This is a genomic window from Kocuria sediminis, assembly GCF_009735315.1.
Classification (GTDB): Bacteria; Actinomycetota; Actinomycetes; order Actinomycetales; family Micrococcaceae; genus Kocuria; species Kocuria turfanensis.
In genome coordinates this window covers 166,956-187,567 of the sequence record NZ_WOGU01000005.1, presented here as the reverse complement: position 1 = coordinate 187,567, position 20,612 = coordinate 166,956, and the positions used below count along the sequence as shown (strand labels likewise).

Genomic DNA, 20,612 nt, shown 5'->3' with positions numbered 1-20,612 from the left:
CTCAAATACCTAATGTGCGTCCCACTGATACCCATGGCGGAATTATCGGGGGACGGGTGTTGTCCGGGTCACACGTGCGACATCCTCGACAGAGGCACCCGCCCCGCACCCGTTCCCCAGGAGGACCCATGACCGCCGCCGCGACCGATCTGCTCAACGTCGACGCGGACCTCGCTCCCGCGGAGCTCGAGACCCGTGACAGCGTCCGCGAGTTCGTGGACCGCCGGATCCGCCCCCACATCGCGGGGTGGTACGCCGACGCCGTCTTCCCGCAGGAGATCGTGCCCGAGATGGCGCAGCTGGGCCTGCTGGGCATGCACATCCAGGGCTACGGGTGCGCCGGGAAGTCCGCGGTGCAGTACGGCATCGCGATGCAGGAGCTCGAGGCCGGGGACTCGGGGCTGCGCACGTTCGTCTCCGTGCAGGGCTCGCTCGCGATGTCCGCGATCGCCAAGCACGGCTCCGAGGAGCAGAAGCAGCGCTGGCTGCCCGGCATGGCCGCCGGGGAGATCATCGGCTGCTTCGGGCTCACCGAGCCCACCGCCGGCTCGGACCCCTCCACGATGGCCACCACCGCGGTGCGCGAGGGCGACGAGTGGGTGCTCAACGGCGCCAAGCGCTGGATCGGCCTGGCCTCGATCGCCCACGTGGCCGTGATCTGGGCCAAGGCCGTGGACGAGAGCGGCAAGGCACGGGTCCGGGGCTTCCTGGTGCCCACCGGCACCCCCGGGTTCACGGCCACCCCGATCGAGCCGAAGCTGTCGATGCGCGCCTCCATCCAGTGCGACATCACCCTCGAGGACGTCCGGCTCCCGGCCGACGCGCTCCTGCCGGAAAACCCCGGGCTGCGAGGCCCGTTCTCCTGCCTCAACGAGGCCCGCTACGGCATCGTGTGGGGCGCCCTGGGCGCCGCGCGCGACAGCTTCGAGGCCGCCCTGGCCTACTCGCAGCAGCGCATCCAGTTCGACAAGCCCCTGGCGGCCTACCAGCTCTCCCAGCAGAAGCTGGTGAACATGGCCCTGGAGATCCAGAAGGGGCAGCTGCTGGCCCTGCGCATCGGACGGCTCAAGGACGAGGGCCGGCTGGAGAACCACATGATCTCCGTGGGCAAGCTGAACAACTGCCGGGTGGCGATCGAGGTGTGCCGGGAGGCCCGGACGATGCTCGGCGGCAACGGGGTCACCCTCGACCACTCCCCGCTGCGGCACGCCAACAACCTGGAGTCCGTGCGCACCTACGAGGGCACCGACGAGGTGCACACCCTCATCCTGGGCCAGCACCTGACCGGGCACGCGGCCTTCCGCTGAGCCCCCGCCGGCGCCGGGCGGACTGACGAAGATCACACCGGCAGACCTGGGAGGCCGCCGGGAGGCACGCGTAGCATCGAGAGTTCCGCCACTCCGTCGCGGGCTCGATGACGCGCTCGTCGCCCGAACCGCCGCCCTCCGGAAGGTCCCGCCGTGTCCGCACCCCGCACCGCTCTGCTCCAGGTGGTCAACGCCCCCGGCCCCGCCGGCACCCGCCTCGCCCTCTTCGCCCTGGCCATGGGCGGGTTCGGCGTGGGCACCACCGAGTTCGCCTCGATGGGCCTGCTGCCCTTCATCGCCGAGGACCTCGGCGCCTCGATCCCGGCCGTGGGCCAGTCCATCTCGCTCTACGCGCTGGGCGTGGTGGTGGGCGCGCCGCTGATCACCGCGCTCGCCGCCCGGGTGGAGCGCAAGACGCTGCTGCTGGGGCTGATGCTCACGTTCGTGGTGGGCAACGGGCTCTCGGCGGCGGCGCCCTCCCTCGAGTGGCTGTTCGTGGCGCGGTTCCTCTCCGGGCTGCCGCACGGGGCCTACTTCGGGGTGGCCGCGGTCGTGGCCTCCTCCCTCGTGGCGCGCGAGCGGCGCGGCACCGCGGTGGCCCGGGTGATGCTCGGGCTCACGATCGCCAACATCGTGGGCGTGCCGTTCGCCGCGGCCCTCGGCGGGGCCCTGGGCTGGCGCTCCGCCTATCTGCTGGTGGTGCTGCTGGGCGCCCTGACCGTGGCGGCGCTGGCCCTCTGGGTCCCGCGCACGCGCAACGAGGGCATGGCCTCCCCGGCCCAGGAGATCCGTGCCCTGGCCCGCCCGCAGGTGGTCCTGACGCTGCTGGCCGGCTCCGTGGGCTTCGGCGGGATGTTCGCGGTCTACACCTACATCTCCCCCACCCTCACCGAGCTCTCCGGCCTGGACATCGCCACCGTGCCGTGGGTGCTCGCCGTCTTCGGCGTGGGCATGACCGTGGGCTCCCTGCTGGCCGGCCCGCTGGTGGACCGCTCGATCGAGAGGACCGCCCTGGGCGCCGGCGCCGTCTCGGGGCTCGCCCTGGCCTTCTTCGCCCTGTTCGTCCACGTCCCCGCCGCGGCCGTGATCGGTGCGCTGTGGATCGGGATCATGGGCTCGATCTTCACGACCTCCCTGCAGGTGCGCCTGTTGCGCGAGGCCAAGGACGCCCCCTCCCTCACCGCCGCCATGAACCACGCCGCGTTCAACCTGGCCAACGCCATGGGCGCCTTCCTCGGTGGGGCCGTGATCTCCGCCGGCTGGGGCTACCGCGCCCCGGCCTGGGTGGGCGTGGGCCTGGCGCTGGCCGGCCTGCTCATCCTGGCCTACGCCGTGCGGCGGCGCCGGCAGCAGTCGCTCGCGGCGGGCTGAGCCCGCACCCCGCCCCGGGAACCCGCTCCCTCCGCCCTCCGCCGGTGCGGGCACTCCCGTGGACGGCGCCGGGCCCGCCGCGCCGAGGCAGCCGGACCCAGCGGCCGGCGCCTGGCGCACCACGACACAGCGGAGACACAGCTTCCACAGGAGCTGCGCCTACCCTGGTGCCGCAGAGTGGTTCCGTCACCGCCGTCCGCCCGGAACCGGGAGCTCCCCATGTCGTCCCTGTCCAGTTTCTCCGTCCTCACCGAGGTCCTGCCCCGCCTGACCCACCCGGACGGCTCGCCCATCCGCGCCCTGGTCGTGGACGACGAGCCGGCCCTGGCCGACCTCGTGGCCATGGGCGTGGGCATGTGCGGCTGGGACGCCCGGATCGCCCACGAGGGCTACGACGCCGTCGCCCAGGCTCGCGCGTTCGCCCCGGACGTGCTGGTGCTGGACCGGATGCTGCCGGGACTCGACGGGCTGCAGGTCCTGGCCAGGATCCGCCAGTCCTTCCCGGAGGTGCCCGTGCTGTTCCTCACGGCCAAGGACACCGTCGAGGACCGGATCGAGGGGCTGGCCTCGGGCGGGGACGACTACGTGACCAAGCCCTTCTCGATCGAGGAGGTCCTGATCCGGCTGCACCGGCTGGTCCAGCGCTCCGGTGCCGCCGCCCAGGACAGCGCCACCCTGGTGGTGGGCGACCTCGTGCTGAACATCGACAGCCGCGAGGTCACCCGGGCCGGCGAGGCGGTCGAGCTGACAGCCACGCAGTTCGAGCTCCTGCGCTACCTGATGGAGAATCCCCGCCGGGTGCTGTCCAAGGCGCAGATCCTGGACGCGGTGTGGCACTACGACTTCTCGGGGCAGGCCAACATCGTGGAGCTCTACATCTCCTACCTGCGCAAGCGGATCGACGCCGGCCGGGCCCCGATGATCCACACCGTGCGCGGGGCCGGCTACGTGATCAAGCCCGCCCCCTGATGGCGGCCGGCCACCGCACCGCGCCGGTCCCCCGGCGCCGCCGGCGCCTGGCCACGCGGCTGATCGCCGGTGTCCTCACGATCCTGGCCGTGGTGCTGCTCGTGCTCGGCGCGACCATCGTCGAGCTGACCCGCCAGGACCTCGCCGAGCGGCTCGACGGGTCCCTGCGCCAGGCCACCGGCCGCGCCATCACCTTCGCCCGCCCCGACGGCCCCCAGGACCGGGACCCGCTCGACGCCCCCGGCCAGCCGGTGGGCATCCTGGTGGTGACCAAGCAGGAGGGCGAGGTGAGCACGGCGTCCTACCGCGCCGAGTCCGGGGAGGCCGCGCCGCTGCCCGAGGAGGACGTCGAGGCCCTGCGGACGGCGGGCGCCTTCGAGGCCGAGACCCCGGACGAGCGCGGCTTCGGGGACCGGGCCCGCTCCGTGGGCACGGAGCAGGGCCGGCTGACCACGGTGGAGCTGTCGGTGGGCGAGTACCGGGTGGAGTCGGTCGCCCGGGCCCGCGAGGACGCCGGGCGGGTGCTCGTGGTCGGGCTGCCCACCACGTCCGTGGACGAGACCGTCGGAGAGCTGGTGGCCACCATGGCCGGCGGCAGCGTCCTGGCGCTGCTGACCACGGCGGTGGCCGGCACGGTGGTGGTGCGCCGGTCGCTGCGGCCGCTGGAGCAGGTCTCGGCCGCGGCCGCCCGCGTCGCCCGGCTGCCCCTGGCCTCCGGGGAGGTGTCGCTGGCCGACCAGCAGGTGTCCCAGGACCTGGCCGAGCCCGGCACCGAGGTCGGGGAGGTCGGCCACGCCCTGAACCTGCTGCTGGACAACGTCGACTCCGCCCTCACCGCCCGCCAGCACTCCGAGACCCGGCTGCGCCAGTTCGTCGCCGACGCCTCCCACGAGCTGCGCACGCCCCTGGCCGCGGTGCGCGGCTACACCGACATGCTCCAGCTCACCGAACCGCTCACCGACTCCGGCCGGGCGTCCCTGACCCGGGTCGAGCAGCAGACCTTGCGGATGACCGCCCTGGTGGAGGACCTGCTGCTGCTCGCGCGCCTGGACGAGGGCCGCGCCCCGCAGCTGCGCGAGACGGACCTGGCCGAGCTCATGGCCGAGGCCCTCATCGACGCCTCCGCCGCCGGCCCCGACCACCGCTGGTCCCTGGACGTCCCCGCCGGCCCCGTGCCGGTGCGCGCCGACGCCGCCCAGCTGGGCCAGGTGCTGGCCAACCTGCTCTCCAACGCCCGCAAGCACACCCCGCCCGGCACCGCGGTCACCGCCGCGGTCAGCAGCACCGGCGACGGACGGGCCCAGGCGTCCGTGCTCGACACGGGCCCGGGCATCCCGGCGGCGTTCCAGGGCCAGCTCTTCGAGCGCTTCTCCCGCCTGGACACCTCCCGCGCCTCCCGGGAGGGCAGCACCGGACTGGGCCTGTCCATCGTCCGCTCCGTGGTCACCGCCCACGGCGGGGACGTCACCGTCGACTCCCGCCCCGGCCGCACCCTCTTCACCGTCCGCCTGCCGCTGCACACCGCCGGACCCGCGCCCACGAAATAGCGGTCCGCCTTTTTGTGTTCATGTCAACATCAGCCGGTGGGGCCGTCCCGCCGGACCCGATGCGACGGAGGACCCCATGAGCGCCCAGACCTCAGGCCTGCACCACGTCACCGCCATCGCCGGCGACCCCCAGCGCAACGTCGACTTCTACATCCGCGGCCTGGGGCTGCGGCTGGTGAAGAAGACCGTCAACTTCGACGACCCCTCGACCTACCACCTCTACTACGGCGACGAGGCCGGGCGGCCGGGCACCCTCATGACGTTCTTCCCCTGGCGCGGGGTGCCCCGGGGCCGGATCGGGGCCGGGCAGTCCACCTCCACGGCGTTCTCCGTGCCGGAGGGCACCCTGGGGTGGTGACGGGAGCACTTCGCGGCCCTGGGTGTGGAGTCCGGCATCGTCCGGGCCTCGGCCGACGAGGAGCGCCTGGTGCTGCGCGACCCCGACGGCCTGTCCCTGGAGCTGGTGGCCTCCTCGACCACCGACCCGCGCGACCCGTGGGACTCCGCCTCGGTCCCCGCCGAGTACGCCGTGCGCGGCCAGCACTCCTCGGTGCTCACGGTCCAGGACCCCACCGGCACGGTGGGCGTGCTGACCGAGGACCTGGGGATGCGGATCGTGGCCGAGGACCGGGACCGGATCCGCCTGGCGGCCGGGACCGGGGCGCCGGGCGACGTCGTCGACGTGGTCGCCGACCCGGCGGCCCGGCCGGGACTGACCGCGGGCGGAACCGTGCACCACATCGCCTTCCGCGTCCCCGACCGGCAGGCGCAGGAGCAGTGGCGCCAGGAGCTGGTCGAGCGCGGCCACCACGTCACGGCGGTCCTGGACCGGCAGTACTTCACGTCGATCTACTTCCGCGAGCCGGGCGGGGTGCTCCTCGAGATCGCCACCGACACCCCGGGCTTCGACGTGGACGAGCCGCTGCTGGAGCTGGGCCGGTCGCTGAAGCTGCCGCCGTGGCTGGAGCCCGGCCGCGAGGCCATCGAGCACTCGGCGGCCCGCCTGCGGCTGCCCGCCGAGAACAACCCGGCACTGGCGGATCCGGACGGGGGCGGCCGATGAGCGCCCCCGCCGTGACCGGCTGGCCCCATCTGCACCGCCCGGGCGCGGTGGGCTCCCCGGTGCTGCTGATGCTGCACGGCACCGGCGGCGACGAGCAGGGCGTCGTCGCCCTGGCCGACGCGCTGGATCCGGCCGCCGGGGTGCTGGCGCCCCGCGGCCGGGTGCAGGAGCAGGGGATGAACCGGTGGTTCCGCCGTCTCGCCGAGGGCGTCTTCGACGTCGACGACGTCGTGGCCCGCGCCGGGGAGCTGGCCGGGTTCCTGGAGGCGGCCCGCGAGCACTACGGCCTCGCCGGGCGGCCGGTGGTCGCCGTGGGCTTCTCCAACGGGGCGAACATCGGGCTGGCCACCGCCGCGCTGCACCCGGAGGCCCTGGACCGGGTGGTGGCGTTCTCCGGGATGTACCCGTTCGGCGACCGGGACGCCGGGGCGGAGCGGCTGACCGGCACCGAGGTCCTGCTGCTCAACGGCCGGGCGGACCCCATGGCCCCGCTGGACAGCGCCACCCGGCTCGCGCGGACGCTGCGCCGGCGCGGGGCGCAGGTGGACCAGCGGCTGCGCGAGGGCGGGCACGGGATCACGGCGGAGGAGCTCGCCGCCGCCCGTGCCTGGCTCGCCGCCAGGGCCTGACCCGGCGCCCGGACGCCGTCCCTGCGATCGGCACGGCGCCGCCCTGATGCCCGAGCCGGGTTCCCGGACCCGGGCGCCCCGGGGCCAGGGCTCCGGGGCGCCCGGTTCCGGGGAGCCCGGTTCCGGGGGCTATGCCCGGCGGCGCCCGCGTGCCAGGACGAGGTCGCGCCCGGCGCCGGCCACCCGGGCGACGACGCGTTCGAGCGGACCCCGCCCGTAGGCCCGCTGCCACGCCACCGCGAACAGGGCGGCGACACCGGCGTGGATGAGGAACCACAGCAGGGGCACCTCGTAGTGCAGCATGGCGGCCAGGGCCAGCAGGTGCGCGGTGTAGAGCGTCAGGGTCATGGAGCCCATGGCGCTCAGGGGCAGCAGCCACGCGCCGATGACCCGCGCGAGCAGGAGGAGGGCTCCCAGCACGGCCGCGCCGGAGCCGAGGTCGTAGAGAATCGCCACCGGGGTGTTGGTGTGCGGACCGGGGATCAGCAGCCACCACCACGACGTGTCGGGCAGGACGGGGTCCGGGCCCCACACGATGATCTCGTCGATCCGGTCCTCGCTCAGCCAGGGGGTGGAGCTCATCAGCTGGTCGTAGCCGCCGGACCGGAGGATCAGCACCCAGTAGACCAGCCACGCCCCCACGGCCAGGACCAGCCCCGCCCCGAGCAGCCGCGCCTGGACGTGCAGCGACCGCAGGTTGAGCCGGCCGATGCCCATCCCCGCGAGCAGGTAGGTCAGGTACGGGACCGCGGGGTAGGTGCCGGTGAACAGCACCTGGGACAGCACGGTCCCGGGGTCGGACAGCACCCCCGTGAGGGTGGGGTTGTAGGTCGCCGGCGCCGGCAGCACGCCCCGCAGCGCCTGCATCAGCACGGGGCCGGCCACGGCCGTCACCCCGGCGAGGACGAACAGGGTCCGGGCGGGCAGGTGCAGGAAGGGGACGGCCAGCAGGAAGAACATCCCGTAGTACAGCAGGATGTCGTAGGCGGGCGGGTCCTCCGGCATCACCTGGTTGACGAGCAGCCCCAGCACGGTGATCAGCACGGCGCGGACGAGCAGCCCCACGCGGTCGCCGGTCATCGTCCGGCCCCGGTGGGGCGTGCGCCCGCCGGAGGAGAACCCCAGGCCCACCCCGGCCAGCAGGGCGAACAGAGCGGCGGCCCGGCCGGCGAACAGCTGCCATTGGAGGGTGGGCTCGTAGGTCTCGGGGTTCCAGGCGGGCAGGATGTGGATCGACATCATCCCGATCAGGGCCAGACCCCGTGCGGCGTCCACCCCCACGAGCCGGGGCTTCCGGAGCACGGGCAGCCCCGGGCCCTCTGCTGACGGCGGCGCCCCGGGGGAGGGGTGGTGGACGTTGACCATGCTGGTGCGTTCCTTCGGTCGGACGTGCCGACGGGTGCGGCCCGCCGGCCCGGGCCCTCGGGGCCCTCGTCCCCCATCCGACCAGGCACGATTGTGCCGCCGTTGTGGCGATCCTGTGCCGCGGCTGTCGAGGCGGCCCGCCCGCCGGGGCGGCCCCGCCGGGACGGCCGGGTGCGCCGGCCTACCGCCGCAGCGACTTCTCCAGCCCGCTGACCAGCAGCACCGCGCACGTGGACCAGATGGCCCCGGCCGGGCCCAGCGGCGCCGCGACCAGCCCGGCCAGCAGGGGCATGGCCACCTGCCCCACCCGGTTGCCGACGAGCCGGACCGCCAGGGCCGAGCCCCGCCACGCGGAGGGCACCGCGGTGGACACCAGCGTCATGGTGATCGGCTGGCCCAGCCCCAGGCAGAACCCGCCCACGAACAGGCACAGCGCCGCCAGCCACGGCACGGTGATCAGCAGGGGCGGCGCGGCCAGGGCCAGGCCCGCGCCGTAGAGGCTCACCAGCAGCAGGGCCCTCCGGGACATGCGGTGGGCGAGCCAGGGCAGCAGCACGCGGGAGAGGATCGACGCGCCGCCGCGCACGGCCAGCAGCACGCCCACCCACGCCGGGGAGATCCCCGCCCGCTCCCCCACCAGCGGCAGGAACGCGGTGAGGATGTCGAGCATCCCCAGCAGGGCCAGCGAGGCCAGCATGTGGGACGGGATCCCCGGGACCCGCAGGATCCGCGCCATCGAGGCCCGCGGCACCGGGTCCTGGACCACCTCCAGCTCCCCGGTGGCGGGGCCGGGCACGGCGTCGTCGGCCCGGGCGCGGCCGCGCTCCGCGCCCGTCGCGCGCAGGCGCAGGAGCATCAGCGGCACCACGAGCAGGGACAGAGCGGCCCCGATCCACAGCGACAGGGTGATGTCGGCGACCCGCTCGGGGGAGGCGACGTCGCTGCCCGTGCCCAGCAGCAGGCCGACCAGCAGCGGGCCCAGCAGCTGCCCGGCGGAGAACGCGGCGGTGAACCAGCCGAAGCCCTTGTCGAGCTGGTCCTCCGGGGAGAACCGGGCGACCGCGGACTGCCCGGCGATGGTGAACAGCAGGTGCCCCATCCCCAGCAGGGCACTCGCCGCGGCGACCAGCGCCACCGAGGGGGCCACCGCCAGGCCCACGGCCCCGAGGGCCAGCACCAGGGCGCCGGCGATCACCATGGTCCGCAGGTCCCGCACCCGGTCGGTCATCCGCCCCAGCCACATCGCGGTGACCAGGGGCAGCACCGCGTAGGCGGCCGTGACCAGGCCGACCGTCACCGAGTCGGCGTCCAGGGCGAGCAGCTTGTAGGTGGTGACCGGCCGGACCAGGTTCAGCGCGGTCTGCGTCAGCAGCGCGCCGGCCACGAGGAACCACAGCCAGGCCCCGGAGCGCGGCCCCGAGGACGCCGGCATTTCTCAGGCGCGCCGGGGCTTGACCGCGATCACCGGGGCGTTGGCCTCGAGCAGGATCTGCTGGGCCGCGCTGCCGAGCAGCAGCTTGCCCACGGGGCTGCGGTGCTTCACGCCGATCACCACGGCGGAGGCGTCCACCTGCTCGGCGGCGTCGAGCAGCTCGCCCACGGCGTCCCGGTTGCGGGCGTCGGGGGTGCGGAAGGTGACGGGCACGCCGTCGAGCTCGCTGCCCTCGGGGTCGAGCTGGGCGCCCTCGAGGTTGAAGACCAGCAGGTCCTCCTGGCGGCGCCGGGCCTCCTCGATCGAGGCCGCGAGCGCGGCCCCGCCCTCGGGGGTGCTGGTACGGGCAACGACGACGGTCATGGGGGCCTCCGTGGTGGGTGGGGTGGACGGACACAGCGAGGTCCACCCTACGGCCGAACCTGTGACGCGCATCTCTCCGGCCGTGAGCAGAATGCGCAGAACCTGCACAACGATCAGTACGCACGAAAGCCGGATCAACACCGGTCACGTGACGGGGGTCACTTAGGGTCTGTGCAGCGGCTCACTCCGAGCCCAGTACTCCTCTTCCTCGACCAAGGACAGTTGATCCCGTGAGCTCACCACCAGATCAGACCCGGTCCGGCACCCGCCGCAAGCACCCGGTCGTCATGGCCGTCTACGGCATCGTGGCCACCGCAGTGATCGGCCTGGCCGCCTTCTTCTCGTTCCAGTCCGCGACCGCGGGCTCGGACATCCGCTCGAACCTCACGCTCATCGCCCCGGCCGGCGCCGGCGGCGGCTGGGACACGTTCATGCGGGAGCAGCAGCAGGCGATGCGGGCGAACGGCCTGGTGAACAACACCCAGGTGGTCAACATCCCGGGCGCGGCGGGGACCATCGGCCTGGGTCAGCTCTCCACCATGGAGGGCCAGGCGAACACCCTGATGGTCACCGGCGCCGGGCTGGTCGCCGGGGTGGCGCAGCTGGACTCCGCCGTGACGCACGACGACGTGCGCCCGATCGCCCGGGTGGTCGAGGAGTACGACGTCGTCGTGGTCCCCGCCGACTCGCCCTACGAGACGATCGACGAGCTCGTGCAGGCCTGGCGGGCTAACCCGGCCGAGGTCGCCTGGACCGGCGGCGGCACCTTCGACCAGCTCGTCATCACCGAGCTCGCGCTCGAGGCCGGCGTCGAGCCGTCCGAGACGACCTACATCCCCAAGTCCGGCGGCGGCGAGTCCACCCAGGCGCTGATCACCGGCACCGCGGACGCGGCGACCTCCGGCTACATGGACGTCGCGGACCAGATCGAGGCCGGGCGCCTGAAGGCCCTGGGCATGGCCGCCCCGCAGCGCCTGGACGGCGTCGAGATCCCGACCCTCACCGAGCAGGGGTACGAGGTGGACCTGGCGAACTGGCGCGCCGTGCTGGCCCCGCCGGGGATCACCGACGAGGAGTTCGCCGAGCTGCGCACGCTGCTCGAGGAGTCCGTGGCCACCCCGGAGTGGCAGGAGGCCGTCGAGCGCAACAAGTGGACCGAGGTGTATCTCGCGGGCGAGGAGTTCGACGAGTTCATGGCCTCGGAGCAGGAGCGCATCGCCATGCTGGTAGAGGAGATTTCCTGATGAGCACCCCCACGTCCTCGTTCACCGCCGCGGCGGGAGAGCACGAGACCGGAACGCAGCCCCCGTGGGCCGGACCGGAGACGGAGAAGTCCTGGTGGAGCGGGCGCAGCGGCCTCGTGGTGCCCGCGGTGGTCGCCGCGTTCAGCACCTACCTGCTGGTCGGCGCCCTGACCATGGAGATCCCGGAGGGCACGGACTTCCCCGGCCCCACGTTCTACCCGCTGATCCTGGTGGTCGCCGGCTACGTGCTGTCCGCGCTGCTGGTGCTCCACTACCTGCGCCACCCCGAGCACCCGGAGGAGCTCTCGGAGCGCACCTGGCGGACCCACTCGGACTGGTCCGCGGTGCTGTGGTGCGCGGGCGGGTTCCTGGCCTTCGCGCTCACCATCGAGGTGCTCGGCTGGATCCTCGCCGCCGCGCTGCTCTTCTGGGCCGTGGCCCGTGGCTTCGGCAGCCGCCGGCCCCTCTTCGACATCTCGCTCGCCCTGCTCGTGAGCAGCGCGATCTACCTGGCATTCACGGTCGGCCTGGGACTGAACCTCCCGTCCGGCCTCCTGGGAGGCGGTTTCTGACATGGACGCACTCAACCTGTTGATGGACGGGTTCGCCGGAGCGCTGACTCCGATGAACCTCCTGTGGGTCGTGGTGGGCTGTCTGCTCGGCACCGCGGTGGGCGTGCTGCCCGGCCTGGGCTCCTCGATGGCCGTGGCCCTGCTGCTGCCCATGACGTTCGCGCTGGACCCCACCGCGGCGTTCATCCTCTTCGCCGGCGTCTACTTCGGCGGCCTGTTCGGCGACTCGACCATGGCCATCCTGATGAACACCCCGGGGCAGGGCTCCGCGATCGCCTCCACCTTCGAGGGGCACAAGATGGCCAAGGACGGCCGGGCCCCGCAGGCCCTGGCCACCGCCGCGATCGGCGCGTTCATCGGCGGCATGGTCGCCTCCGTGGTCGTGGTCTTCCTGGCGCCCCGGCTCGCCGACTTCTCCGCGAACTTCGGCCCGGCCGAGTACTTCGCCCTGGCCCTGTTCGCCTTCGTCGCGACCTCCTCGGTGGTCTCCGACTCCGTGCCCAAGGGCCTGGCGTCCCTGGTGCTGGGGCTGGGCATCGCCACGGTGGGCATCGACGCGATCTCCGGCTCGGAGCGCTTCACCTACGGCTCCCCGAACCTCTTCGACGGAATCTCCCTGGTCACCGTCTCCGTGGCGGTCCTGGCCCTGGGCGAGGTGCTGCACGTGGCCTCCCGGATCCGGCGCGATCCCGCGGCCCATCAGATGAAGTTCAGCGGGCGCCCCTTCCTGTCCCGGGCCGAGCTGAAGGAGGCCGCCCCGGCCTGGGCCCGCGGCACCGCGATCGGCCTGCCCTTCGGCGTCATCCCGGTGGGCGGCGCGGAGGTCCCGACCTTCATGTCCTACGACCTCGAGCGGCGGATCGACCGCCGCCGCCCGAACCCGATGTTCGGCAAGGGCGCCATCCGCGGCCTGGCCGCCCCGGAGGCCGCCGGCAACGCCACCACCGGCACCGCCATGGGCGCGCTGCTGGCCCTGGGCCTGCCGGTCTCGGCGACCGCGGCGATCATGCTCGCAGCCTTCCAGCAGTACGGCCTGCAGCCGGGCCCGCTGCTGTTCGACCGCGCTCCCGAGCTCGTCTGGGCCCTGCTGGCCAGCTTCTTCATCGCCATGGTGGTGCTGCTGGTCATCAACCTGCCCTTCGCCCGGTACTGGGCCAAGCTGCTGCTGATCCCCAGCCAGTACCTGTACGCCGGCATCATGGTGTTCTGCGGCCTGGGCATCTACGCGACCTCGGGCGCGATCTTCGACCTGCTGCTGCTGCTGGGCCTGGGCGTGCTGGGCTTCATCATGCGCCGCCACGGCGTGCCGGTGGCCCCGCTGCTGATCGGCATGGTCCTGGGGCCGCTGGCCGAGACCAGCATGCGCGACGCCCTGCTGTCCTCCAACGGCGACTACTCGATCTTCGTGACGGGGCCCATCCCGCTGGTGCTCTACGGCCTGCTGTTCGTCGTGCTGGCGCTGACCGTGCGCTCCAAGATCGTGAACCGGTCCCGCCAGGACGTGTGACCGCCCCGGTACCTGCTCCGACCGCCGCCCGCGTGCCTCGCACGCGGGCGGCGGCGCGCTGTGCGGCACCCGCGGCGCCCCCGGAACGGCCTCTGGCGGCCGGGTTCACGGGCACGGCGGGCCCGGAGGCCGGCACATCGGCCCGCTGAACGGCCTCGTGCGGTTAAACACGACCGTTACGGAAGGGAAACTCCGGCGCCGCACCCCGCCGACATGCTTTACCTGTCAGTTGACAGAAACTCCGCTCGGGCGGGGTCCAGGCGGGGAGAAGCACATGATCATTCTCGGGGTCGGCACCACCGTCCTGGCGGTGCTCGTCATCGGCGTGCTGGTGGCGCGCAAGGTCGACGGGGACAGCACCAACTATCTCGTGGCGGGACGCCAGCTGGGCATGCCGCTGGTCGCGGTCTCGCTCACCGCCGCGGCGGTGGACTCGAACGCCACCGTGGGCAACACGGACCTCACCTCCGGCTACGGCTTCTGGGCCGGCGCCTCCCTGGCCCTGGGCCTGGCGGTGTGCCTGCTGCTCGCCGGGCTCTTCCTGGCCAAGCCCATGAACCGGATGCGGCTGCTCACCCTCGGGGACTTCTTCCGGATCCGCTACGGCCGGTCCACGGAGACCCTGGCGTCCCTCATCATGATCTTCGCCTTCACGTTCCTGCTGGCCGGCAACCTCGTGGCCTGCGGGTTCCTGCTCGAGTACTTCGCGCACGTGCCGTACGCGGCCGGCGTGGTGGTGGCCAGCGCCCTGGTGCTCAGCTACACCCTGGCGGGCGGGCTGTTCTCCGACGCCTACACCGCGGTGCTGCAGACCGTGATCACCGTGGTGGCCGCCGTGGCGCTGATCGTGTGGGTGGCGCTCACCTACGGCATCGTGGTGCCGGAGGGCATGGGCCCGTTCGACCTGGAGCAGCTCACCAGCTCGGAGGCCGGCGCCCCGGTCAACTGGGCCACGCTGGTCGCCCTCGGCATCGGCGACCTCGTGGCGATCGACTTCATGCAGCGGATCTTCGGCGCGAAGAGCCCGCGGGTGGCGCAGCGCTCCTGCTTCCTGGCGGCCGGCACGACGGCCGTGATCGGCACGATCTTCGCCCTCGTGGCCCTCACCGCCTCCTCCGTGCTGGGGCTCTCCGCCGCGGACGGGCCGATCCTCTACACGCTGCTGGGCGAGTACGCTCCGCCGCTGCTCGCGGTGCTGGTGCTCTCCGGCATCGTGGCGGCGTCCTTCTCCACGGCCTCCGGCGCGATCCTGGCCACCTCGGCCGTGACCGTGCGCAACGTCTTCAACGTCCGGCGCACCGAGATCTCCGGCGCCCACGACCCGCTGCTGCGCTGGACGCGCCTGGCCATGCTCCCGGTGGTGCTCATCGGGATCCTGCTGGCCGTGCGGGTCAGCCAGACCGGGATCCTGCTGACCCTGGCCTTCGACCTGATGCTCGCGAGCCTGTCGGCGTCCTTCATCCTGGGCACCTTCTGGAAGCGGCCCGGCGCCCGCGCCGCCCTGGCCGCGGCGGGCGTCGGCCTGACCAGCCGGCTGGTGTTCCTCGCGCTGACGCCCACGATCTACGGCGCCCCCAACGAGCTCTTCCACCTCGAGAACACCCTCGTCACCAGCGCCTTCGACGGCTGGGCCACCCTGCTGGCCGGCGCCCTGGGCTGGCTGACCTACGTGCTCGTGGGTCTCACCGCCGCCCGGCCCCAGGCCGAGACGGACACGCAGCGGCTGGAGCTGTACCGCCTCTACCGCGAGCAGACGCCCTCGGGCTTCACCCCGCGCGTGCGCGCGGGGGCGGTGGCCGAGTCCGTTGCCGCACCCGACGTCGAACCCGCCGCCGATCCGCAGGTCCCGGCGCGCGTCTGAGCGCGCGGAGCCCGTGCTGAGGGGCCGGCCCGGCGGGGCCGGCCCCTCAGCGCGACCTGCTCGAGGCGGCGCAGCGGATTCCTGCACCGGGTTGCGTCCCCACCGGCGCGGGTCTCGGCGAATCCACGGCACCTCACGCACACTCTTCGTGATCCGCGCGGAGCAACACCCGATTCGATCTCACGTTTCGACCCTCGCGGACGTCTACGGGGTGATGACGACGAAACAGCCTTTCGAGACGCTGGTGACCCTGCACGGCCCGGTCGTGTGGCGGGTCTGCCGGGCGGTCCTGAGCATCCCCGCGGACGCCGAGGACGCGTGGTCGGAGACGTTCGTGGCCGCGATGCGGGCCTATCCCGGCCTCCCGGACACGGCCAACGTGCAGGCGTGGCTGGTCACCATCGCCCACCGCAAGGCGGTGGACGTGGTCCGGGCCCGGGCGAGGGCGGCGGTTCCGGTGGCCGTCCTGCCGGAACCGCCCGCCCACCAGGACGCCGTCCCCGAGCACGACTCCCCGGTGTGGGCGGCGGTGGCCGCCCTGCCGCCGCGGCAGCGCCACGTCGTGGCCTACCGCTACCTGGGTGGGCTGCCCTACCGGCAGATCGCCGAGCTGCTGGGCGGCACCCCGGAGGCCGCCCGCCGGGCCGCCGCCGACGGCCTGGCCGCCCTGCGCCGGACCCTGACCACGACCGACCTCGAAGGAGAGGACCGATGAGCACCGACCAGGACGATCTGCGGGTGGAAGCCCTTCTGGCATCCGTCCCCGTGCCGGGGAGCACCCTCGAGCGTCTGCACCGGCGGCTGGAGGGCGCCGCCGCAGCCGCGGGAGTTCTCGACGTCGCCTACACCACGCTCGAGACCCCGGTGGGGACGCTGCTGCTCGCCGCCACGGAGCGGGGCCTGGTCCGGATCGCCTACGCCCGGGAGGACCACGAAAAGGTCCTCACGGACCTGGCCGGCCGGCTGGGGCCGCGGATCCTGCACGCGCCGGCCCGCCTGGAGCCGGCGGTGAGGCAGCTGCGGGAGTACTTCGCCGGGACCCGCACCCACTTCGACCTCCCGCTGGACCGCTCGCTCTCGCGGGGCTTCCGCCGCCTGGTCCAGGAGCACCTGCCGGGCATCGACTACGGCAGCACGCAGACCTACGGCGCGGTGGCCCGGTCGGTCGGGCGTCCGCAGGCGGTGCGGGCGGTGGGCACGGCGTGCGCCACGAATCCGCTGCCGGTGGTCGTCCCCTGCCACCGTGTGCTGCGCGGCGACGGCGGACTGGGGGGGTACATCGGCGGGCTGGAGGCGAAGTCGGCGCTGCTCGAGCTGGAGGCCGCAGCGTGAGGCCGACCCTGCGTCTTGCCCGTTGTCCCGGGGCACGACGCAGGAGCTCCGACTCGGACGTTCCGGCGCAGGCACTCCGGTTCGGGGATCAGGACGCCGAGGCGACCGGTTCCGGACCTCGGCGCGATCTCCGCGTACCGCGCGGCCCGGCCATGGGCGCCGGCGGCCCGCAGCAGCTCCGCGTTGCCCCCGGGGCGGTGACCGGGCCCGGTCCCACCGGCGGCGCGGGTGTCCTCGTGCGTCATCGGCGCCCCGTGCCGCGGCGGCAGCTCCTCGGCCGGGGTGGTCGCGGTGTGCTCGTCGGCCCGGGCGGACACCCGGTGGAGGTCGGTGGTGTCCGTGCTCATGCTCGCCACCGTACGTCCCCGGAGCCGTGCGCCGGATGAATCGGTCCCGCGCCGATCAGACCGAGGCCTCGCGGTAGGCGGCCCAGCCGCCGTGGGCCGTGATGTCCTCCGCGCCCTCGAGTGCGAACGGCTCCACGAGGAACCCGGGCAGCTCCCGGCCGTCGCCGAGGCGGACCCTGCCGATGGCCATGGGCGCGGGCAGTCCGGCCACGAAGGTGCCGAACGCCGCGGCGTCCAGCGCCCAGACCTCCACGGCCAGGGCGGCCCCGCCGCCCGGGACGCGGAGCACCCCGGGCTTGGCCGGCACGCTGTCCAGGGCGAACATCCGGTACTCGGGGGCCGTGGTGGTGGCCTCCACGAACCGGGCGGAGCGCTCGGTCAGCTGGTGGTGCAGCGGTTGGCCGCGCAGGTGCGCTCCCGCGACCACGAGCAGCAGTTCCGGGGCGCCGGACCCGGCGGCCGACGACGCAGCGGCCGCAGACCCGGTGCGCGAGGACGCGGTCTCAGCAGCCACCGAAGCCGCCCTCCCGGGCCACGTCCACGAGCCGGGCGTCCTCGAAGGTGTCGCCCACCAGCTGCACGCCGAACGGCAGGTCGTCCACCCGGCCCGCCGGCACCGCGAGCGCGGCGAGGTCGAGCAGGTTGGCGAAGTTGGTGAAGCGGCCCATCCGGCTGTTGGCGCCCACGGGGTCGGCCTCGAGCTCGGCGAGGGTGGGGTGGAAGGTGGTGGTGGGCAGCACGAGGGCGTCGATCGCACCGAACACCTGGCGGGCCGTGCGGGCACAGCCGTCCAGGAACTCCTGGTCGGCGAAGACCCGGTGGGCCGGGATCCGCCCGGCCGCGGCGATGATCCGCCCCACCGTCGGGTCGACCTCGCCGGGGTGGGCCTCCACGAAGGCGCCCACGGCCGTCCAGCGCTCGGCGACGAACGCGCCGTCGTAGAGCAGGGCCGCGGCGGCCAGGAACGGCTCGACGTCGACCGGCTCGGTGCGGAACCCGCGGTCCTCGAACTGCCGCACCGCGGCGGCGTAGGCCTCGGCCCAGCCGGGGGCGAGCTCGCCCAGCTGCTCGGGCACGGCGTACCCGATGACGCGCTCGAGCCCGGCTGCGCGCCGCGGGACGCAGGCGCGGGAGCGGGCGTCGCCATCGTCGACGCCGGCCATGACGTCCGCCGCGAGCCGGGCCAGGCGGAGCTCGCGGGCCATGGTGGTCACCACGTCCTGGCTGCGGCAGGCCGGCACCACCCCGGTGGCGGGCACCACGCCCTTGGTGGGCTTGACGCCGTAGAGCCCGTGCAGGGCGGCGGGCACCCGGCCGGAGCCGGCGGTGTCCGTGCCGAGGGCGAAGTCGGCGAACCCGAGGGCCACGGCCACGCCGGAGCCGCTGCTGGACCCCCCGGAGATCCGCGCGGGGTCCTCGGCGTGCCGCACGGCGCCGTACGGGCTGCGGGTGCCGACGAGCCCGGTCGCGAACTGGTCGAGGTTGGTGCTGCCCAGCACCACGGCGCCGGCGTCCTTGAGCCGGCGCACCACCGTGGCGTCGGCCGCCGGCTCGTAGGCGAAGGCGGGACAGGCAGCCGTGGTCGGCAGCCCGGCCACGTCGATGTTGTTCTTCACCGCGAACAGTGTGCCGGCGAGCGGCAGGTGCTCGCCCGCCGCGCGGGCGGCCAGGGCCCGGGCGACGTCCGCGGCCACGTCGGCCTCCGGGCGCAGGCCGATCCAGACCTCGGGCCGGTCCGCCTCCTCGATCAGCCGGTAGCGCTGCGCCACGAGCTCGTGGGCGGCGCGCTCCGCCGGCGCGGGTCCGTCCTGGGTGGGTCCGGCCGGGGCGGCCGTGGTGGTCGTCGTCATCTCTGTCCTCCTCGTTCTCGGGATCCGCGCCGCGGCTCAGGCGGTCCGGGCCACGGCGGGCGCGTCCGCGGGTGCGGCCGGCGCATCCGCCGTCGTGGCCGGCGCCTGCGGGGCCGCCTGCGTGACGGACGCGTCCGGCACGTCCGTGCCCGCACCGACGACGTCCCGGCCGTCCGTGTCCGGACTGTTCGTGTCCGGGCGGACCACGGCCAGCACCGCGCCCGGGCCCACGTGCGCGCCGGGCTCGACGACGACGCTGTGCACCACGCCGTCCACGGGGGCGATCACGGGCGCCTCCATCTTCATGGCCTCGACCGCCATGAGGGTCTGGCCCTCCCGGACCCGGTCCCCGGCCCGGACGTCGACCCGGAAGACGTTGGCGGCGAACTGCGCCTCGACGCCCTCGCAGCCGTCGGGGATCTCCACGGCGAGGTCCTCCTCCGCGGCGACCTCCGCGAGCGCGGCCACGCGCTCGAACTCCCCGGCGTCCTCCCAGGCCTGCCGCTCGGCGTCGAACGCGGAGCGGCGGCGGGCCTCGAAGGCGTCGATGCCCTCCCGGTGCTCGGCCAGGAAGGCCGCGTACTCGGCCATGGAGAACTCGCCCTCCTCGATCCGCAGCGGCAGCCGGCCCACGGCCATGTCCGCACGCATGCCCTCGAGCTCCTCGGAGGACACCGGGTACCACTTGATCCGGTCGAAGAAGCGCAGCAGCCAGGGGGTGCCCTCCTCGTAGGGCCCGCGCTGCCGGTGGGTGGACCACACCTGGGTGGTCCGGCCCACGAACTGGTAGCCGCCGGGGCCCTCCATCCCGTAGACGCACAGGTAGGCGCCGCCGATGCCCACGGCGTTCTGCGGCGTCCACGTGCGGGCCGGGTTGTACTTCGTGGTCACGAGCCGGTGCCGGGGGTCCACCGGGGTGGCCACGGGCGCCCCGAGGTAGACGTCGCCCAGGCCCAGGACCAGGTACTCGGCCTCGAAGAGCACCGAGCGCACGTCCTCGACCGAGTCCAGGCCGTTGATCCGCCGGATGAACTCGATGTTCCAGGGGCACCACGGGGCGTCGTCGCGCACGCCCTTCTCGTACCGGCGGATGGCCTCGCGGGTGGCGGGGTCGTCCCAGGACAGCGGCAGGTGCACGGTGCGGCTGGGCAGCCGGAGGTCGTGGGTGGCGGGCAGCGCGGCGTCGAGGGCCAGCACCCGCTCCAGGACCGCGTCCAGGCCGAGCAGCTCCGGGTCGAGGTGGATCTGCAGGGACCGGATGCCCGGGGTCAGCTCGAGCACCCCGGGGAGCGAGCCGTCGTCGATCTGCTCCTGGAGGGCCCGGCGCAGCGCCTCGATCCGCATCCGGGAGGCGATGTCCAGGGTCATCGCGCCGTACTCGACGAGCACGTTCGCGTCCCCGCTGCGGCGCACGGTCAGGGACGGGCGGTCGCCGGTGGCGGCCACGGCGGTGACCACGCCGCCGTCGACCACGGCCGCACGGTCGGCGAGCACCCGGGCGCGGGGCTCGCGGCGCAGCTGCGCGGCCTGCGCCTGGGTGATGGGCACGAAGCGCACCCGGTCCCCGGCGCGCAGCTGGCCCAGCTTCCACTTCTGCCCCTCGGCCACCGTGGCCGGGCAGGTGAACCCGCCCAGGCTGGGACCGTCGGGGCCGAGCAGGATGGGCATGTCGCCGGTGTAGTCCACCGCGCCCACGGCGTAGGGGGTGTCGTGGATGTTGGAGGGGTGCAGTCCGGCCTCGCCGCCGTCACGGCGGGCCCACTGGGGCGTGGGGCCCACGAGGCGCACACCGGTGCGGTCGGAGTTGAAGTGGACCTCCCAGTCCGCGGCGTAGAACTCCTCCATGTCGGCGG

General features: G+C 74.0%; 19 protein-coding genes. 13 read left to right on the top strand and 6 right to left on the bottom strand.

The genetic code is table 11. The features are described from left to right. The first annotated feature begins 128 nt into the window (after window positions 1-128). The 7 genes from GMA12_RS07850 to GMA12_RS07825 all read left to right on the top strand — a co-directional run bounded on the left by GMA12_RS07850 (window position 129) and on the right by GMA12_RS07825 (window position 6,886). Complete coding sequence (locus GMA12_RS07850) at window positions 129-1,307, top strand: acyl-CoA dehydrogenase family protein (RefSeq protein ID WP_156268789.1); 1,179 nt, start codon at window positions 129-131, stop codon at window positions 1,305-1,307. A 153-nt stretch (window positions 1,308-1,460) separates the two neighbouring features. Continuing rightward, complete coding sequence (locus tag GMA12_RS07845) at window positions 1,461-2,678, top strand: MFS transporter (RefSeq protein WP_162459622.1); 1,218 nt, start codon at window positions 1,461-1,463, stop codon at window positions 2,676-2,678. A 219-nt stretch (window positions 2,679-2,897) separates the two neighbouring features. After that, the gene (locus GMA12_RS07840) at window positions 2,898-3,647 is read left to right on the top strand and encodes a response regulator transcription factor (protein WP_206064653.1); all 750 of its coding nucleotides are present in this window, start codon (window positions 2,898-2,900) and stop codon (window positions 3,645-3,647) included. Further along, on the top strand, window positions 3,647-5,194 hold the full coding sequence (locus tag GMA12_RS07835; protein WP_156268787.1) for a sensor histidine kinase: 1,548 nt from the start codon (window positions 3,647-3,649) through the stop codon (window positions 5,192-5,194). Before GMA12_RS07840 ends, GMA12_RS07835 begins: the two co-directional genes overlap by 1 nt. A 76-nt stretch (window positions 5,195-5,270) precedes the next feature. After that, a complete protein-coding gene (locus GMA12_RS18865) occupies window positions 5,271-5,552 on the top strand; it encodes a VOC family protein (RefSeq protein ID WP_240898695.1) in 282 nt (93 codons plus the stop codon). A gap of 24 nt (window positions 5,553-5,576) precedes the next feature. Continuing rightward, a complete protein-coding gene (locus GMA12_RS18860; RefSeq protein WP_370830743.1) occupies window positions 5,577-6,257 on the top strand; it encodes a VOC family protein in 681 nt (226 codons plus the stop codon). Then, window positions 6,254-6,886: an alpha/beta hydrolase gene (locus GMA12_RS07825; protein ID WP_156268785.1), complete on the top strand. Its 633-nt coding sequence runs from the start codon at window positions 6,254-6,256 to the stop codon at window positions 6,884-6,886. Before GMA12_RS18860 ends, GMA12_RS07825 begins: the two co-directional genes overlap by 4 nt. 129 nt (window positions 6,887-7,015) lie before the next feature. Here GMA12_RS07825 and GMA12_RS07820 read toward each other — a convergent pair whose 3' ends face one another. The 3 genes from GMA12_RS07820 to GMA12_RS07810 all read right to left on the bottom strand — a co-directional run bounded on the left by GMA12_RS07820 (window position 7,016) and on the right by GMA12_RS07810 (window position 10,046). Then, window positions 7,016-8,251 carry a heparan-alpha-glucosaminide N-acetyltransferase domain-containing protein gene (locus tag GMA12_RS07820; protein WP_156268783.1) on the bottom strand — a complete coding sequence of 412 codons (1,236 nt, stop codon included), beginning with the start codon at window positions 8,249-8,251 and terminating at the stop codon, window positions 7,016-7,018. A 181-nt stretch (window positions 8,252-8,432) separates the two neighbouring features. After that, on the bottom strand, window positions 8,433-9,683 hold the full coding sequence (locus tag GMA12_RS07815; protein WP_156268781.1) for an MFS transporter: 1,251 nt from the start codon (window positions 9,681-9,683) through the stop codon (window positions 8,433-8,435). A 3-nt stretch (window positions 9,684-9,686) separates the two neighbouring features. After that, window positions 9,687-10,046, bottom strand: a complete 360-nt coding sequence (locus GMA12_RS07810; protein ID WP_156268779.1) for a universal stress protein — start codon at window positions 10,044-10,046, stop codon at window positions 9,687-9,689. A 287-nt stretch (window positions 10,047-10,333) separates the two neighbouring features. Between GMA12_RS07810 and GMA12_RS07805 the strand changes: the two genes are divergently transcribed. The 6 genes from GMA12_RS07805 (at window position 10,334) to GMA12_RS07780 (ending at window position 16,562) form a co-directional block, all read left to right on the top strand. Then, window positions 10,334-11,290 carry a tripartite tricarboxylate transporter substrate binding protein gene (locus GMA12_RS07805; RefSeq protein ID WP_156268973.1) on the top strand — a complete coding sequence of 319 codons (957 nt, stop codon included), beginning with the start codon at window positions 10,334-10,336 and terminating at the stop codon, window positions 11,288-11,290. Beyond that, complete coding sequence (locus tag GMA12_RS07800; RefSeq protein ID WP_156268777.1) at window positions 11,290-11,862, top strand: tripartite tricarboxylate transporter TctB family protein; 573 nt, start codon at window positions 11,290-11,292, stop codon at window positions 11,860-11,862. Before GMA12_RS07805 ends, GMA12_RS07800 begins: the two co-directional genes overlap by 1 nt. 1 nt (window position 11,863) lies before the next feature. Then, window positions 11,864-13,369: a tripartite tricarboxylate transporter permease gene (locus GMA12_RS07795; RefSeq protein WP_156268775.1), complete on the top strand. Its 1,506-nt coding sequence runs from the start codon at window positions 11,864-11,866 to the stop codon at window positions 13,367-13,369. 274 nt (window positions 13,370-13,643) lie between these two features. Continuing rightward, window positions 13,644-15,230, top strand: a complete 1,587-nt coding sequence (locus tag GMA12_RS07790) for a high affinity choline transporter 1 (protein WP_156268772.1) — start codon at window positions 13,644-13,646, stop codon at window positions 15,228-15,230. Between the two features lie 214 nt (window positions 15,231-15,444). Further along, window positions 15,445-15,945, top strand: a complete 501-nt coding sequence (locus GMA12_RS07785) for an RNA polymerase sigma factor (RefSeq protein WP_156268770.1) — start codon at window positions 15,445-15,447, stop codon at window positions 15,943-15,945. Continuing rightward, the gene (locus tag GMA12_RS07780) at window positions 15,942-16,562 is read left to right on the top strand and encodes a methylated-DNA--[protein]-cysteine S-methyltransferase (protein ID WP_156268768.1); all 621 of its coding nucleotides are present in this window, start codon (window positions 15,942-15,944) and stop codon (window positions 16,560-16,562) included. The genes GMA12_RS07785 and GMA12_RS07780 overlap by 4 nt, the downstream gene beginning before the upstream one ends. Before the next feature lie 402 nt (window positions 16,563-16,964). On the opposite strand, the gene GMA12_RS18855 is transcribed toward GMA12_RS07780, so the two are convergent. The 3 genes from GMA12_RS18855 to GMA12_RS18850 form a co-directional block, all read right to left on the bottom strand. Next, on the bottom strand, window positions 16,965-17,423 hold the full coding sequence (locus GMA12_RS18855; RefSeq protein WP_240898694.1) for an allophanate hydrolase-related protein: 459 nt from the start codon (window positions 17,421-17,423) through the stop codon (window positions 16,965-16,967). Next, window positions 17,413-18,759: an allophanate hydrolase gene (locus GMA12_RS07775; protein WP_240898693.1), complete on the bottom strand. Its 1,347-nt coding sequence runs from the start codon at window positions 18,757-18,759 to the stop codon at window positions 17,413-17,415. The genes GMA12_RS18855 and GMA12_RS07775 overlap by 11 nt, the downstream gene beginning before the upstream one ends. 36 nt (window positions 18,760-18,795) lie before the next feature. Then, a partial coding sequence (locus GMA12_RS18850; RefSeq protein WP_240898692.1) for a carboxyltransferase domain-containing protein occupies window positions 18,796-20,612 on the bottom strand: 1,817 nt, incomplete at its 5' end.

Bases quoted from the DNA above. Each gene is read 5' to 3' on its own strand.
- GMA12_RS07850 (WP_156268789.1), top strand. From the start codon at position 129: ATGACCGCCGCCGCGACCGATCTGCTCAACGTCGACGCGGACCTCGCT.
- GMA12_RS07840 (WP_206064653.1), top strand. From the start codon at position 2,898: ATGTCGTCCCTGTCCAGTTTCTCCGTCCTCACCGAGGTCCTGCCCCGC.
- GMA12_RS07835 (WP_156268787.1), top strand. From the start codon at position 3,647: ATGGCGGCCGGCCACCGCACCGCGCCGGTCCCCCGGCGCCGCCGGCGC.
- GMA12_RS18865 (WP_240898695.1), top strand. From the start codon at position 5,271: ATGAGCGCCCAGACCTCAGGCCTGCACCACGTCACCGCCATCGCCGGC.
- GMA12_RS07825 (WP_156268785.1), top strand. From the start codon at position 6,254: ATGAGCGCCCCCGCCGTGACCGGCTGGCCCCATCTGCACCGCCCGGGC.
- GMA12_RS07820 (WP_156268783.1), bottom strand. From the start codon at position 8,251: ATGGTCAACGTCCACCACCCCTCCCCCGGGGCGCCGCCGTCAGCAGAG.
- GMA12_RS07815 (WP_156268781.1), bottom strand. From the start codon at position 9,683: ATGCCGGCGTCCTCGGGGCCGCGCTCCGGGGCCTGGCTGTGGTTCCTC.
- GMA12_RS07810 (WP_156268779.1), bottom strand. From the start codon at position 10,046: ATGACCGTCGTCGTTGCCCGTACCAGCACCCCCGAGGGCGGGGCCGCG.
- GMA12_RS07805 (WP_156268973.1), top strand. From the start codon at position 10,334: ATGGCCGTCTACGGCATCGTGGCCACCGCAGTGATCGGCCTGGCCGCC.
- GMA12_RS07800 (WP_156268777.1), top strand. From the start codon at position 11,290: ATGAGCACCCCCACGTCCTCGTTCACCGCCGCGGCGGGAGAGCACGAG.
- GMA12_RS07795 (WP_156268775.1), top strand. From the start codon at position 11,864: ATGGACGCACTCAACCTGTTGATGGACGGGTTCGCCGGAGCGCTGACT.
- GMA12_RS07790 (WP_156268772.1), top strand. From the start codon at position 13,644: ATGATCATTCTCGGGGTCGGCACCACCGTCCTGGCGGTGCTCGTCATC.
- GMA12_RS07785 (WP_156268770.1), top strand. From the start codon at position 15,445: ATGACGACGAAACAGCCTTTCGAGACGCTGGTGACCCTGCACGGCCCG.
- GMA12_RS07780 (WP_156268768.1), top strand. From the start codon at position 15,942: ATGAGCACCGACCAGGACGATCTGCGGGTGGAAGCCCTTCTGGCATCC.
- GMA12_RS07775 (WP_240898693.1), bottom strand. From the start codon at position 18,759: ATGACGACGACCACCACGGCCGCCCCGGCCGGACCCACCCAGGACGGA.